General features: G+C 71.1%; 9 protein-coding genes. 6 read left to right on the top strand and 3 right to left on the bottom strand.

From position 1 onward, the window contains the following. Nucleotides 1-69 precede the first annotated feature (69 nt). From ACQPYZ_RS21805 to ACQPYZ_RS21785, 5 genes are all read left to right on the top strand, one after another. A complete protein-coding gene (locus ACQPYZ_RS21805) occupies nucleotides 70-5,442 on the top strand; it encodes a ThuA domain-containing protein (protein ID WP_433158958.1) in 5,373 nt (1,790 codons plus the stop codon). Between the two features lie 217 nt (nucleotides 5,443-5,659). Further along, nucleotides 5,660-6,661 (top strand): sugar phosphate isomerase/epimerase family protein, encoded by a 1,002-nt coding sequence (locus ACQPYZ_RS21800; RefSeq protein ID WP_433158956.1) that lies wholly within the window; start codon nucleotides 5,660-5,662, stop codon nucleotides 6,659-6,661. Nucleotides 6,662-6,720: 59 nt separating this feature from the next. After that, nucleotides 6,721-7,044 (top strand): hypothetical protein, encoded by a 324-nt coding sequence (locus ACQPYZ_RS21795; RefSeq protein WP_433158954.1) that lies wholly within the window; start codon nucleotides 6,721-6,723, stop codon nucleotides 7,042-7,044. Nucleotides 7,045-7,048: 4 nt separating this feature from the next. Then, entirely contained in the window at nucleotides 7,049-7,771 is a 723-nt protein-coding gene (locus ACQPYZ_RS21790) for a YqjF family protein (RefSeq protein ID WP_433158951.1), read from the top strand. Nucleotides 7,772-7,855: 84 nt separating this feature from the next. Next, on the top strand, nucleotides 7,856-8,020 hold the full coding sequence (locus tag ACQPYZ_RS21785; protein WP_433158949.1) for a hypothetical protein: 165 nt from the start codon (nucleotides 7,856-7,858) through the stop codon (nucleotides 8,018-8,020). Here the strand turns inward: ACQPYZ_RS21785 and ACQPYZ_RS21780 are convergent. Both ACQPYZ_RS21780 and ACQPYZ_RS21775 read right to left on the bottom strand, forming a co-directional pair. Then, nucleotides 8,017-8,595 (bottom strand): GNAT family N-acetyltransferase, encoded by a 579-nt coding sequence (locus ACQPYZ_RS21780; RefSeq protein ID WP_433158946.1) that lies wholly within the window; start codon nucleotides 8,593-8,595, stop codon nucleotides 8,017-8,019. The genes ACQPYZ_RS21785 and ACQPYZ_RS21780 overlap by 4 nt on opposite strands. A 9-nt stretch (nucleotides 8,596-8,604) precedes the next feature. Further along, nucleotides 8,605-9,399 (bottom strand): SGNH/GDSL hydrolase family protein, encoded by a 795-nt coding sequence (locus ACQPYZ_RS21775; RefSeq protein ID WP_433158943.1) that lies wholly within the window; start codon nucleotides 9,397-9,399, stop codon nucleotides 8,605-8,607. Nucleotides 9,400-9,441: 42 nt separating this feature from the next. Here ACQPYZ_RS21775 and ACQPYZ_RS21770 point away from each other — a divergent pair, with 42 nt between their 5' ends. Beyond that, the gene (locus tag ACQPYZ_RS21770) at nucleotides 9,442-12,402 is read left to right on the top strand and encodes a sacsin N-terminal ATP-binding-like domain-containing protein (RefSeq protein WP_433158941.1); all 2,961 of its coding nucleotides are present in this window, start codon (nucleotides 9,442-9,444) and stop codon (nucleotides 12,400-12,402) included. On the opposite strand, the gene ACQPYZ_RS21765 is transcribed toward ACQPYZ_RS21770, so the two are convergent. After that, a complete protein-coding gene (locus ACQPYZ_RS21765) occupies nucleotides 12,393-14,279 on the bottom strand; it encodes a BTAD domain-containing putative transcriptional regulator (RefSeq protein WP_433158938.1) in 1,887 nt (628 codons plus the stop codon). The genes ACQPYZ_RS21770 and ACQPYZ_RS21765 overlap by 10 nt on opposite strands. Between the last annotated feature and the right edge of the window lie 137 nt (nucleotides 14,280-14,416).

The raw sequence follows: 14,416 nt of genomic DNA, 5'->3' as shown, positions 1-14,416 counted from the left end.
CGCAGGGCAGAGCACGGGAGTTTGTAGTGATGGAGCGCGCGCCCTTGTCCGACCCATGAGGAGCTCCGCATGATCCAGCTACGCCGGCACGGCACCCTCGTGTGCGCTCTCGTGCTCGCCCTGTTCGCGACCTTGTTGACCCCCGCACCGGCGACGGCCCACCCGGGCCACGGTGACGAGACCTTCAACGCCCTGATCTTCAGCAAGACCGCCGGTTTCCGGCACGACTCGATCCCGGCCGGCATCCAGGCCATCACCGAGCTCGCCGCGGCGAACGGCTTCACCGTCACCGCGACCGAGGACGCGTCGCTGTTCAACGACACCGAGCTGGCCAAGTACGAGGTGGTCATCTGGCTGTCGACCACCGGCGACGTCCTGAACGCGGACCAGCAGGCCGCGTTCGAGCGCTACATCCGCGCGGGCGGCGGGTACGCCGGCGTGCACGCGGCCTCCGACACCGAGTACGACTGGCCCTGGTACGGCGAGCTCGTCGGCTCGTACTTCGACAGCCATCCACCGGGGACGCCGGCCGGCATGGTCAAGGTGGAAGACCACGCGCACCCGTCGACGGCGGACGCACCGACGCTCTGGCAGCGCACGGACGAGTGGTACAACTACCGCACCAACCCGCGGGACAAGGTGCACGTGCTCGCCTCGCTCGACGAGTCGTCGTACACCGGTGGAAACATGGGGCCGGAGCACCCGATCACCTGGTGCCAGGACTACGACGGCGGCCGGGCCTGGTACACGGGCATGGGGCACACGATCGCGTCGTACGCCGAACCGGCGTTCCGGCAGCTGCTGCTGGGCGGGATCCGGACGGCGGCCGGCGTCGAGCCGGCGGACTGCGGTGCCTCGCTGAGCGACAGCTACCAGAAGGTGACGCTGGACGACGACACGTCGAACCCGATGGAGCTCGCGGTCGCCGGTGACGGCCGGGTGTTCTATATCGACCGCAACGGCGCGGTGAAGATCGTCAAGACGGACGGCTCGGTCGTCACCGCCGGCACGCTGAACGTGTACACCGGTCAGGAGTTCGGCCTGCTCGGGATCGCGCTCGACCCGGACTTCGCCTCGAACGGTCACGTGTTCCTCTACTACTCGCCGGCCGGCACCGAGCCCTTCGACCGGGTCTCGCGGTTCACGGTCACCGGCGACACGCTCGACCTCGCGAGTGAGCAGCAGGTCCTGCGGATCGACACCCAACGCGACCAGTGCTGCCACGCGGGCGGCGCGCTCGAGTTCGACGGCCAGGGCAACCTGTACGTCGCCACCGGAGACAACAGCAACCCGTTCGACTCCGACGGCTACACGCCGATCGACGAGCGGCCGGGCCGCGCGGCCTGGGACGCGCAGCGGAGTGCGGCCAACAGCAACAACCTCAACGGCAAGATCCTCCGGATCCACCCGGAGCCGGACGGCTCGTACACGATCCCGGCCGGCAACCTGTTCCCGGCCAGCACCGCGAAGACCCGCCCGGAGATCTTCGCGATGGGCTTCCGGAACCCGTTCCGGATCGGGATCGACCCGACCACCGACCACCTGTTCGTCGCGGACTACGGGCCGGACGCGGGCACGGTCTCACCGACGCGTGGCCCGGACGGCCGGGTCGAGTGGGACATCGTCGACAAGCCCGGCTTCTACGGCTGGCCGTACTGCGTCGGCAACAACACGCCGTACAACGACCACAACTTCGCGACCGGGACGTCGGGTGCGACGTTCAACTGCAACGCGCCTGTCAACGAGTCGCCGAACAACACCGGCATCACCCAGCTGCCGGGTGCGATCCCCGCGACATTGTGGATGGGGAAGTCGACGACCGGCGTACCGGAGATCGGCGGCAGCGGCGCGCCGATGACGAGCGGCGCCTACCGGTACGACGCCGACAGTACGTCGGACCGCAAGTGGCCGGCGTACTTCGACGGCAAGGCGGTGTTCGCGGACTGGAACGACAGCCGGCTGTTCTCGGTGCAGGTGAACGACGACCGCGACGGCGTCGTGGACGTGTCCCGGATGCTGCAGAAGCTGAGCTTCATCCGGCCGCACGCACTCCAGTTCGGGCCGGACGGCGCGTTGTACGTGATCGAGTGGGGGAGTGGGTTCGGCGGGAACAACGCCGACTCGGGGATCTACCGGATCGACTACGTCCAAGGGAATCGGGCGCCGATCGCGCAGTTCAGCACCGACAAGACGTCCGGTCCGGTGCCACTGACGGTCGCCTTCGACTCGACCGGCTCGCGGGATCCCGACGGGCAGCCGATCACGCTCGCCTGGGACTTCGACGGGAACGGTACGACGGACAGCACCGAGACCAAGCCGTCGTACACCTACACGACCCCCGGCGTGTTCACCGCCCGGTTGACGGTGTCGGATCCGGACGGCCGGACCGCGGTGTCGAACCGGACCATCACGGCCGGGAACACCGCACCGACGATCACCGTGCAGGCACCGGTCGACGGCGGGTTCTTCGACTTCGGCGACACCATCCGCTACCAGGTGACGGTCACCGATCCCGAGGACGGCGTGGTCGACTGCGACGACGTGATCACCCAGCCCGCGCTCGGTCATGACGAGCACGCGCACGGCTACGAGCAGTACCACGGCTGCGAGGGGACCTTCCCGCTGCCGGGCGACGACGGTCACGTCGGCGCGAACATCTTCGGCATCGTCACCGTGACCTACACGGACAAGGGCGCGCCGGGGACCGGCAGAATCACCACGCAAAAGGTCGTCCAACTGCAACCGAAGACCCGTGAGGCGGAGTACTTCGACGAGACGGGCGGTCCGGGATCCGCACCCGGCGTACAGGTCGAGGACACCGGGGACGTCGCCGGCGGCGGGAAGAACATCGGCTGGATCGAGGACGGCGACTGGTGGGGCTGGAAGCCGACCAACCTGACCAACATCGACGAGATCCAGTTGCGGGCCGCCTCGCCCGAGGCCGGCGCGACCGTGCAGGTCCGGCAGGGATCGCCGACCGACGGTCCGGTCGTGGCCACCATCCAGGTGTCGCCGACCGGAGCCTGGCAGACGTACGGCGACTTCACGGCGGCGGTCAGTGGCGCGTCGCTGGACAGCGGTCCGCTGTACTTCGTGAAGACGACCGGGCAGCTGAACGTCAACTGGGTGAAGTTCATCGGCAAGGGCGTCACGGAGAACCAGCGGCCGGCGGTGACGGCGACCCCCTCGGTGACCCAGGGCAAGGCGCCGTTGGCGGTCGAGTTCAGCGCGGCGGCGATCGATGCCGAGGGCGATCTGCCGTTGAGCTACGCCTGGAGCTTCGGTGACGGAGCGACCGCGACCGGGGCGTCGGTGAACCACACCTACACGACGGCCGGCACGTTCGCGGCGACCGTCACGGTGACCGACGCCCGGGGTGCCACCGGGACCGCGAAGACGACGATCACGGTCGACTCGCCGGCGTTGCCGACCTGCCTGACCGGCCGGTCCGACGGCTTCGACGGGACCGCGCTCGACACCGAACGCTGGTCCGCCGTCGTCCGGGGCAACCAGGAGCTGGCGGTTGCCGACGGCAAGTTGTCGGTCCCGTTGACGGCGACCGACATCTACGGCACCGGGAACTCGGGCACGCCGAACATCGTGCTGCAGCCGCTGCCATCCGGCCCGTGGCAGGCGACCACGAAGGTCACGCTGCCGGCCCGGCTGGCCTACCAGCAGGCCGGGTTGATCGTTTACGGCGACGACGACAACTACGCCAAGATGGTCGTCCAGGGACGGTCGACCGGTGCGCCGTCGGCGGCCGACCGGATCTTCCAGTTCATCCGCGAGGAAGCCGGCGTACCGAACGAGGTGGCCGGGTCGAACACGGCCGCCCTGGGAGCGTCGTACCCGGACACCGTGTGGGTGCGCTTCACCTCGGACGGTACGAACCTGACGGCGGCGTACAGCGCGGACGGCGCGACGTTCGCCCAGATGCCGGAGACCAAGCAGCTGGCCGGGATCGCGAACCCGCGGATCGGACTGTTCGGGCTGACCAACCGGCCCGAGGCGTTGCCGATCACGGCGTCGTTCGACTACTTCACGATCACCCCGGACGACAGTGCCGAGCAGCCGGCTCCGGACGACGAGTTCGCGGGTACGACGCTGGACGCGTGCCGGTGGTCGGACGTCGTCCGGCCCGATCCGGCGGCGTACCGGGTGGCCGGTGACGTGCTGGAGATCGACACCGGCAACGGCGACATCTACCAGGGTGGCAACACGAACCCGAAGAACCTGATGCTGCAGCCCGCGCCGGACGGTGACTGGACGATCGAGACGAAGGTGGACGCGTCCGCCTTCGACGAGCGCTACCAGCAGGCCGGGCTGATGGTGTACGCCGACGACGCGAACTACGTGAAGCTCGACTACCTGACCACGAACGCACCGGGATCGCCGGTGACGCGCGGGCTGGAGTTGCGCAGTGAGGTCGCGGACGCGGTCGTCGATCCGGCGCCGAACGCCGCGGCGACGCAGGGCGTGTGGTACCTGCGGCTGGCGAAGACCGGGTCGACGTTCACCGGTTCCTACAGTGCCGACGGCATGGCGTGGACCGCGCTGCCGGCGGTGACCAACCCGGCGCTCGGGTCGGCGTCGTTCGGGGTGTACGCCTTCGGGGCCGACCAGGTGGCGTCGAAGACGGCCCGGTTCGACTACTTCAAGCTGGTCCGGGACACGGTCGCGCCGTCGGTCAACCTGTCGCTGAACCCGTCGACGCCCTCGGGTCTCGACGGGTGGTGGACCGACCCGGTGATCGCTACGGCGATGGCGACGGACGACCAGTCCGGGCAGGTGTATCTGGAACAGAAGGTCGGAGACGGCTCCTGGTCCGAGTACACCGCGCCGGTCACGCTGTCGGCGGACGGCACGCACACGATCTCCGTGCGCGCGAGCGACACCGCCGGGAACGTCTCGCCACCCGAGTCGGTGACGGTGAAGATCGACCGTACGGCGCCGGTCGCGGTGGTCAGCGGTCTCGCGAGCGGCGGGTCGCTCGGGGTGGCGTCGGTGCGGCCGGTGTCGGCCCAGGTCACGGACGCGTTGTCGGGACCGGCCGGGGTGAAGCTCACGGTCGACGGCAAGCCGTTGGCCGGATCACTCGACGGCACGGTCCTCGGTCTCGGGACGCACACCCTGACAGCCGTCGCGGCTGATGCCGCCGGCAACAGGTCGACGACGGCGGTGCCGTTCACCGTGGTCGCGTCGTACCCGGAGGCGATCAAGCTGGTGGAGCGCTACCGGGTCGCAGGAACGGTGCCGTTGGCAACCGCCACGGTGCTGAAGGTCCAGCTGGGCCTGGCGGAACGTGCGGTCCGCCGGAACCAGCAGGTCGTGGCGGCGGTCGCGCTCAATCTGTTCCTGGCGAAGGTCCGGACGGTCCGCGACGTACCCGCCCGGACCCTGCTCACCGCCGTTGGCCAGGACCTGAGGGCCAGGTCGGCCTGATGACGTCGCCGTGGGAGATCGCTTTCTGTCACCTGCCGCGCCCCCGGCTGGTTCGGCCCCGACCGGGGCACCCGGCAGCGCGTGATCTTCCACGGCCGGCGGGGACCCCCCGGCGCCGCCCCGCGCGCTCCAGGCGCCGCCGGGGGACATCCCGCATCCCCAGCTCGCCCCGGCTGGACGCAGTACCGAGAACCGGTTCGACGAAGGAGTAGAGGACATGGCTCGACCGATCACCCTGTTCACCGGCCAGTGGGCCGACCTGCCGTTCGAGGAGGTGGCACGGCTGGCGTCGTCCTGGGGCTACGAGGGACTGGAGATCGCCTGCTGGGGCGACCATCTCGACGTCCGGCGGGCGGCCGAGGACGACGCGTACGTCCGCGACCGGCTGGACATCCTGGAGAAGCACAACCTGAAGGTGTGGACGATCTCCAACCACCTGCTCGGCCAGGCCGTCTGCGACGACCCGATCGACGCGCGTCACCAGGCGATCCTGCCGGCGCACATCTGGGGCGACGGTGACGCCGAGGGCGTCCGGCAGCGGGCCGCCGAGGAGATGACGACGACCGCACGGGCCGCCCGCGCGCTCGGGGTCGACGTGGTGGTCGGCTTCACCGGCTCGTCGATCTGGAAGACGGTCGCGATGTTCCCGCCGGTGCCGCCGGCCATGATCGAGGCCGGGTACCGCGACTTCGCCGACCGGTGGAACCCCATCCTGGACGTGTTCGACGAAATCGGCGTCCGGTTCGCGCACGAGGTGCACCCGTCCGAGATCGCCTACGACTACTGGTCGACCACCGCGACCCTGGACGCGATCGGGCACCGGCCGGCCTTCGGGCTCAACTGGGACCCGTCGCACTTCGTCTGGCAGGATCTCGACCCGGTCGGCTTCCTCTGGGACTTCAAGGACCGGATCTACCACGTCGACTGCAAGGACGCGAAGCGGCAGGTCGGCAACGGCCGCAACGGGCGGATGGGCTCGCACCTCGCCTGGGGTGATCCGCGCCGCGGCTGGGACTTCGTGTCCACCGGCCACGGCGACGTCCCGTGGGAGGCGTGCTTCCGGATGCTGAACACGATCGGTTACACCGGGCCGATCTCGGTCGAGTGGGAGGACGCCGGCATGGACCGTCTGGTCGGCGCCGCCGAGGCGCTCCAGTTCGTCCGCTCGCTCGCCTTCGACCCGCCGAGCGCCTCCTTCGACGCCGCCTTCTCCTCCTGATCTGCGTCCTGGAGGTCCCGCGGTCCGGGACCTCCAGGACCGGGTTTACGCTCGATGCCATGACAGCTGGCAGGTACGTCGCGCGGATCGTCGAGGTCCCGGAGCACGGGATCAGGCTCGAGCCGGCGGATGGTTCGGTCGCGCCGGACCAGCCGACCGAGGTGAACCTGCTCGGGATGGCGGTCGCGCTGGCCCTGGGTGCCGCCGGCTACCGGCACCATGCCGAGATGCGCGATCCCGAGCTGCAGACCCTGGACGCGCTCCTGAGCGGTGACACCACGATGCCCTGGAGTGCGGGCGACGGGCCGGACGGTACGGCGTACATCGTCTGCGAACTGAACGACGGCCGCCCCACCTGCGAGGTCCGGCCGAGCGCCGACTGATCGGGTGGACACGAGCTGGCCGGAGGCGCCGCCGCTGCGGCGACCGCGGATCCTGCGGCAGGGCTGGCGGGAGCTGACGTTCCTCCACTGGGCGGTGGATCCGTCCACGGTCGCGCACTTCTTCCCACCCGGCGTCCGGCCGGACACCTTCGAAGGACGCACGTACGTCGGCCTCGTCCCGTTCCGCATGGTCGGCACCGGGCTCCCGCACGGCCCGGCCGTCCCGTACTTCGGTTCGTTCCTGGAGACGAACATCCGCCTGTACTCCGTGGACCGGTCCGGCCGGCGTGGAGTCGTCTTCCTCAGCCTGGACACCGACCGGCTCGCCGTCGTGGGCGCTGCCCGGTCCGTCTTCGGCCTGCCATACCGCTGGGCCGCGATGACCCACAGTGCCGACGGCAACCAGCACACCTACACGTCGATCCTTCGGCACCCCGGCGTACGGGCGTCGTCCAGGATCGGCGTACGAGTTGGCGAGAGCCTGGACGCCGGTCCGCTCGAGCACTTCCTCACCGCCCGCTGGGGCCTGCACATCGCCCGCGCCGGCCGCACCTGGTACCTCCCGAATCATCACCCACCGTGGGTTCTGCAGACCGCCGAGTTGGTCACCTTCGACGACCACGGCCTGCTGGCGTCGGTCGGGCTCACCGGACTGAATCGGTCGCCGGACCACGTCGCCTACAGCTCCGGCGTACCCGCCGAGTTCGGACTTCCGCTGCGCCTGTGAGTGGCATGTCAAGAAACCGGGATCAGCTCCGACGTTCGGGTAGAGGCACCCGCCAGAGGTGTCCGGAAACCGGAGGACGGACGGATGGAACCGCTGAACCTGATGGTCTCGCTCAGCCACTTCGGCGACAGCAAGTCGACACTCCCGCCCAAGCAGCCCCGTCGTGGACGGAAGTCACGCACGGCAGCCGACTGCGTGCCGCACGTGTCGGTCGCCCGCCGTTGGCTGCGGGTCGTCACGGCGCGTTAGTGCGCCGGGCGGTACAGGGCGTAGTGGATCGGGCCGCGGTGGGGTAGTTCGAGTTCGGCGACGACTGTGAAGCCGAGCGATTCGTAGAAGGTGAGGTTGGCGGGCTCCTGGGTCTCCACGAAGGCGGGGGAGTGCTCGGCGTCGGCGGCCGCCAGACCGGGACTGATGACCGCTCGGCCGAGCCCCTGCTGCTGACGGTCGGGGTCGACGCCGACGAGCGCCAGGAACCAGACGGGTGACTGCGGTCGGAAGATCCCCATCGCCTGCTCGTACTCCGTCGCCAGCCCGGCCCGCGACCCGGCCAGCTCCTTGAACGCCTCCGCATGCGGCGCGAACGCGTCGGGGGGAGTGGCCGGCGTCGTCCAGACCGCGACGCCGCTGACGTCCGCGGTGACCCAGACGCGACCGTGCTGCAGGCCGATCTGCGTGAGGAATAGCCGCTGGTACTGCGTCAACCGGTCGAGGTAGTTATCGGGGTCGAGGCCCATCCGGGTCATCGGGTAGTCCTCGAACGCACGGGTCAGGGTGCGGACCGCCGCGTCGACGTCCGTCTCGGTCGCGTACCGCACCTCCATGCTCCGAGACTACGTTTTCAGCGTCCGGACGATCAGGTCGGCGACCGCTCGCATCCCGGCCGCGGTCGGGTGGTAGGGGACGACACCTCCCAGCACCGGCGGCCGGAGGGAGAAGCCGGTCGTCCACGGCTCGGCAGAGCCGATCGCGTGCTCGCGGCTCGCGGCCGAGGAGGTGACGAGGTCCGCGCCCGTGGTGGCGGCCGCCTTGGCGAACGCGGCGGCGAGGCCGTCGGCCATCATCGCCACGCTGGGCAGTTGCTCTTCGTTCAGCGGTACGTCGAGCCGCGGCCGGGTGGCCGGTCCAACCAGGGTCAGGTAGTCGACGAGTACGACGCGTGCTTCCGGAGCTCGTTCGCGGACACGCTCGACGACGGTGACGAGGGAGGCGGTGACGGCCTCGTACGCGGCGTCGTCCTTGAGGTAGCTGACCCGCGCGCGGATCCGGTTCGCGACCCGGCGACCGAGCAAGGTCGCGGGCTTGGCGAGCGTGTTCAGCAGGCTGCCGCGGACGAACGTGCCGACGTACTCGAGATCGTTGCCTCCGGCAGTGATCGTCACGAGTACGGTGTCCGGCGCGACCGCGTCGAGTTGCGGTGGGGCGTCGTCCTGCGGGGTGTCGAGCAGGTTCGCGGTGGTCGCGCCGGAGTAGGTCACGTCGGTGAGGTCGAGGCCGAGCTCGGCGGCGACCAGGTGCGGGTAGTTGTTGCCGGATCGGCCGGCGGCCCGGTCCACGATCGGGTCGATTCCTGGGCCCGCGGCGAACGAGCTGCCGAGGGCGACGTACCGGCTGCCGGGTGCGATCACCGGACCACGATAGCCGCGCCTTCTGTTGGCATACTGCACGGCGTGACTGACGACAGGTTCGGGACGGCGGGGATTCGGGAGCGGGTGCTGGCCGGCTGGGCGGCGGCGCCGGTGCGGTTCCGCGAGGACGCGAACGCCGAGGAGGACCTGGCGCTCGGTGGGTACGCCGACCGGGTGGTCGTCGAGCTGGCCCAGAACGCCGCGGACGCGGCCGCTCGCGCGGGTGTGCCCGGGCGCGTGCACTTCTCGTTTCGGGGAAGCACGCTGGTGGTCGCGAACACCGGGACGCCGTTGTCCGCCGAGGGGGTCGAGTCGCTGGCCACGCTCCGGGCGTCGGCCAAGCGCGACGAGGCCACGGTCGGGCGCTTCGGTGTCGGGTTCTCCGCCGTCCTCGCGATCACCGACGAGCCGGTGATCCTGTCCCGGACCGGTGGGGTGCGGTTCTCCAAGGCCGACACCGCGGCCGCGATCGCGGAGCTCGGGTCCGCCGGGCTCGCGACCGAGGTACGGCGCCGGGACGGGCAGGTGCCGGTGTTGCGGCTGCCGTTCGAGGCCGAGGGGGAGCCGCCGGCGGGGTACGACACCGCGGTCATCCTGCCGCTGCGCGACGAGGCCGCGGCCGCGCTCGTCCGGCGTCTGCTCGACCAGGCCGGTGATGCGCTGCTGCTCGCCTTGCCTGGCCTCGCGCGCCTCGAGATCGAGACCCCCGACGGCCGGCGTGTCATCGAGGACGCCGACTCCCGCTGGCACGTCCACCGCACCGGCGGCACCTTCGACGAGCACGAGCGGGAAGGACTGCTCTCCGACCGCCCCACAGAGGAACGATCCCGTCCGCACTGGTCGGTCGTCTGGGCGCTCCCTCGCGATCCGGCGGTCGAACTACCGGGCGTGGTGCAGGCGCCGACGCCTACCGATGAGGCGCTCAGCGTCCAAGCGTTGCTGTTGGCAACTTTCCCGCTGGACCCGACCCGGCGGCACGTGGCGGCGGGGCCGTTGACCGACCGGTTGACGCGCGAAGCGGCGAGTGCGTACGCCGAGCTGCTGCGGCAGCGGGTCGAGGACGGGGACGACGTACTGCGGCTCGTGCCGACCGGCCTGGCGGCGGGGGCGCTGGATCGGTCGATCCGGGACGAGATCGTCGCCGTGCTGCCCACGACCCCGATCCTCAGGGCCGTGGAGGACGGCACGATCATCCGGCCGCGGGATGCCGTCGTGGTCGAGGGTGCGGACGACGCTTTCATCGAGGTGCTCGCGCCGATCGTCCCCGGACTGATCCGGTCGAGCCTGCAGGTCCGGACCGCGCTCGACACGCTCGGGGTCCGGAGGCTCGAGTTGGCCGAGGTGATCGACCAACTCCCCACGAACGAGTCCCCCGGCTGGTGGCGAGGCCTCTACGCCTCGCTCACCGGCATGGTGACGGACGCGCTGCTGCGGGAATCCCTCGGCACGCTGCCCGTCCCGCTCGCCGACGGCCGGCTTGTCCGCGGCGTCCGCGGCCTGCTCCTGCCGGGTCCGGAGCTTCCGGTCGACGTCCTCAAGGAGTTCGGCGAGTACGGCGTCCGCGTGGTCCACCCGGACGCCGTCGACCCGGCCCTCGAACGCCTCGGTGCACTCCCGGCGACCCCGCGGACGTTGCTCGAGGACAGCGCCGTACGCACGGCCGTCGAGCACTCGCTCGAGGCCGACGACCCGGATGCGATCGCGCACGCGGTCCTGAGCCTGATCGCCGCAGATCCGTCGCAGGCGGACAGCCTGTGGTGGCTCGCCGACCTCGCCCTCCGCGACGCCGACGGCGAACTGGTCCCGGCGAACGCGCTCGTCGTCCCCGGCTCCGAGGCCGAGCAGCTCCTCGACGAGGACGAGGTCGCGCCGGTCGACCGTGCCCTGCTCGACCGCTACGGGCTTCCTGCGCTGGAGGCGGTCGGTGTCCTCGCGACCCTCGGCGTCGTCACCGCCGCGGACGTGGCGCTGGACGAGCTGCCCGAGTCCCTCGGAGACCTCGACGGCATCGAGGACTGGGCGGACGACGTCGCCCCGGACGGATCCCGGTACGGCGCCACGGTCGGTGAGCTGACCGCGATCCGTGATCTCGACTGGATCACCGACGACGCCTGGCCGCGAGTCCTCGAACTGTTCGGGTCGTCACCCGAGCTCCGGCGGGCTCTGGTCACCCAGGTGCGCGTCGTCGGCCCGGACGACCGGCCGCTCGGCGTCCCGTCGTACTCGGCCTGGTGGATCCGCGAACGGGTGCTGCTCGAGGACGGCGAACCGCTGGCCGGCCGGGCCGATCCGGACGCCGACCCGGTGCTCGCGAGCTTCCTCGACGAGGCCCCGGGCTGGACCGCACGGCTCGACCCCGAGGTCCGGACGGCGGTCGGTCTGGTCCGCGAGGTCGGCGATCTCGATGCCGACGGCATCAGTCTGCTGCTGGAGCGGCTCGCGGACCCGGAACGCGAGGTGGACGAGAGCGCGATCTTGCGATTGTGGAGCCGGCTCGGCACCCTGCCCCTGTTCCCGGGCGACGCCCCGGCACAGGTGCGCGTCCTCGCCGACGACGGTCTCACCCGCGTCACCGACATCGACGACGCGGTGGTCGTGGACGGCCCGATGTGGTTGCAGCGCACGGATCTCGGCGGTTTCGTGGTCGCGTCCGGTGCGGCCGCGGATGGGCTGAGCGACCTGTTCGACGTACCACTGGCGCATGAAGTTGCCCAAGGCACCATTGACGACGAGGGGACGGCGGCCGACGTACCGGCGATCGTGCTCGAGCTCGTCCCGGAGGTGCCGCCGACGTGGTGGGAGCATGAGGAGCTCACTGTCGACGGCGTCGAGGTGTCGTGGTGGGTGGATCACCAGGGCGCGCCGCATGCCGCGACGTTCGACGGTCTGGCCAAGGCGCTGGCGTGGGCGAGTGGCCGGTGGGACCAGCGGCACGTGATCCGCGCCGTACTCAACGAGCCCGGCCGCAGCTCCGAGCTGCTGATCGACGCCGCCTACGACTGAGCCAGCGCGCGCAGGGCCGGGTTGTCGATGTCGGCGCTCAGCGAGCGTGCGGCCGCGGCAGCCCGGGAATCGCCGAGCCGTCCGAGGTGCACCTGGGCGTGCACCTGCAGCTCTCGCAGGTCGCAGCGAGCGGCGAGCGAGGAGAGACTTTCCGCCAGGTTCCGGGCGCGTTGCCCGTCGGCGCGATCGAGCGCCGTACCGACGGCCGTGTCGAGCACATGCGCGTGCACCCACTGGTAGCGATCCGGCTCGCGGCTCGCGCGTGTCAGGGCGAGGTCGAGCCACTCGGTCGCACCCGGATAGTCACCCCGCCCGGCATGCAGCAACGCGAGCCCACGGCCCGCCATCCCTTCCCAGCAAGGGTCGTTCAGCTGGCAGCCGAGTGCCCAGGCCTGCTCGAACCCCTCCGCCGACGTGTCGAACTTCCCGGCGTACAGGTCGAGCTCGGCGGCGAGTGCCTGCGGCCACGGCAGGAACGCGATCCAGCGCTCCTGCCGGACCAGACCGAGCGTCTCGGCCAGGACCGCCGCGGCTTGGCTGTACTCCGAGCGCAGCAGGTGCGCCCGTCCGACGAGGGACAGCGACCACGCCTGCTGCCGGTGATCGCCACACCGGGCGGCGAGCTCGGCCGATTCGCCCAGCTGCTCGAAGGCGGCCGGATAGTCGGCGCGGTCCGACGAGTTCATCCCGCGGACACCCAGGATCGCGGCGTGCTCCGCGTCCGTCTCGGCCAGGGCGTGGGCCTTGGCGAGCCACTCGTCGCCGGTCCGACGCCGGCCGGCCTGGACCTCGATGAAGCCCAGCTCACGCAGGGCGAGCACCGAGGTCGCCCGTTCACCGGCCTCGTCGGCGACCGCGAGCGCCTCGTGCAGGATGATCGCGCCTTCCTCGTCGTGTCCGCGGATCGCGTGCACGAGCGCGCCGCCGAGTGCGGCGAGCGCTCGCGCCTCCAGGGTCTTGTCGTGGGACTCGACCGCCAGCGCCGCGGCCTGGCGCAGACACTGCAGGCCGGCATCGACCGCACCAGCCACGATCGCCGCCCGGCCGGCCTGAAGCTGACTGACCGCGGCGGCCCGGCCCTTCAGCGGGGGACCCGACTTCGGCCCGACCTCGGCGGCCTCCCGGAGCGTGCCGGACACCCCGATGCCGAGCTCGCGCCGGAACAGGTCCTCGCAGATCGAGACCTGTCGTAGTGCGCTCACCCGGTCGCCTGACGTGGCCATGCTGCGGATCAGCAACTCGTGGTTGCCCTGCTCGTGCGGATTGATCTCGACCGCCTTCGCGGCAAAGGGAATCGCCGCTCCCGGCTGCCCGGCGGCGAGCAGGGCGATCGCGTTCTGCCGGAGCCGCGCCTCGATCGCGCCGGCCACCCGGCGCCGCTCGACCAGGAGCCACGACTCGAACTCCGGACACCCCTCCAGCTCCACCCCCTCGAGCAACTCCCCGCCATACCCAAGCAGCGCCTCCGGGCCGGTCAGCGATTCACGGTCGGTCAACGATCCCCGGTCGGTCGACGCTCCCCGGTCGGTCAGCGGTCCCTGGTCGGTCGGCGATCCCCGGTCGGTCCGTGAGTCCGGCTCGGTCAACGCCAGCACGTCGACGGTCGCCGTACCGTTGAGCCTGGCAACCACCGGGTCACCGGTCAGCAGCTCCGGTACGCCGATCGCCCGCCGGAGCTCGGCCAGCGTCCAGCGCAGCGCGCCCAGCGGGTCCTCGGCGTCGGCGAAGAACAGCTCCGCCAGCCGCCGACGGCTGGGCGGCCGCTCGGCCAGCAGCACGTAGCCGAGCAGCCCCCAGGCCTTCCGCCCCCGCGGCTGACGCCCCAGCTCCCCGCCGTGCTCGACCACCGGCCGCCCAAGCAACCGAATCGCCACCATCCCTCGTCCCCCTCACCTCGCCGGCCCCCCGGCCCCCTCAGCCCTGCCGCACCGCCCGCACCTGCCCCCGCACGCACCCCGCCGCACCTGCCGGCCGTCCACCCCCGTCCGCCCCCATTTGGCTGGTTGACCCGTCG

The sequence above is a fragment of the Kribbella sp. CA-247076 genome (genome assembly GCF_050942445.1).
Taxonomy (GTDB): Bacteria; Actinomycetota; Actinomycetes; order Propionibacteriales; family Kribbellaceae; genus Kribbella.
Note: the sequence above shows the minus strand (reverse complement) of the source record. Positions and strands in the feature narration are given on the sequence as shown.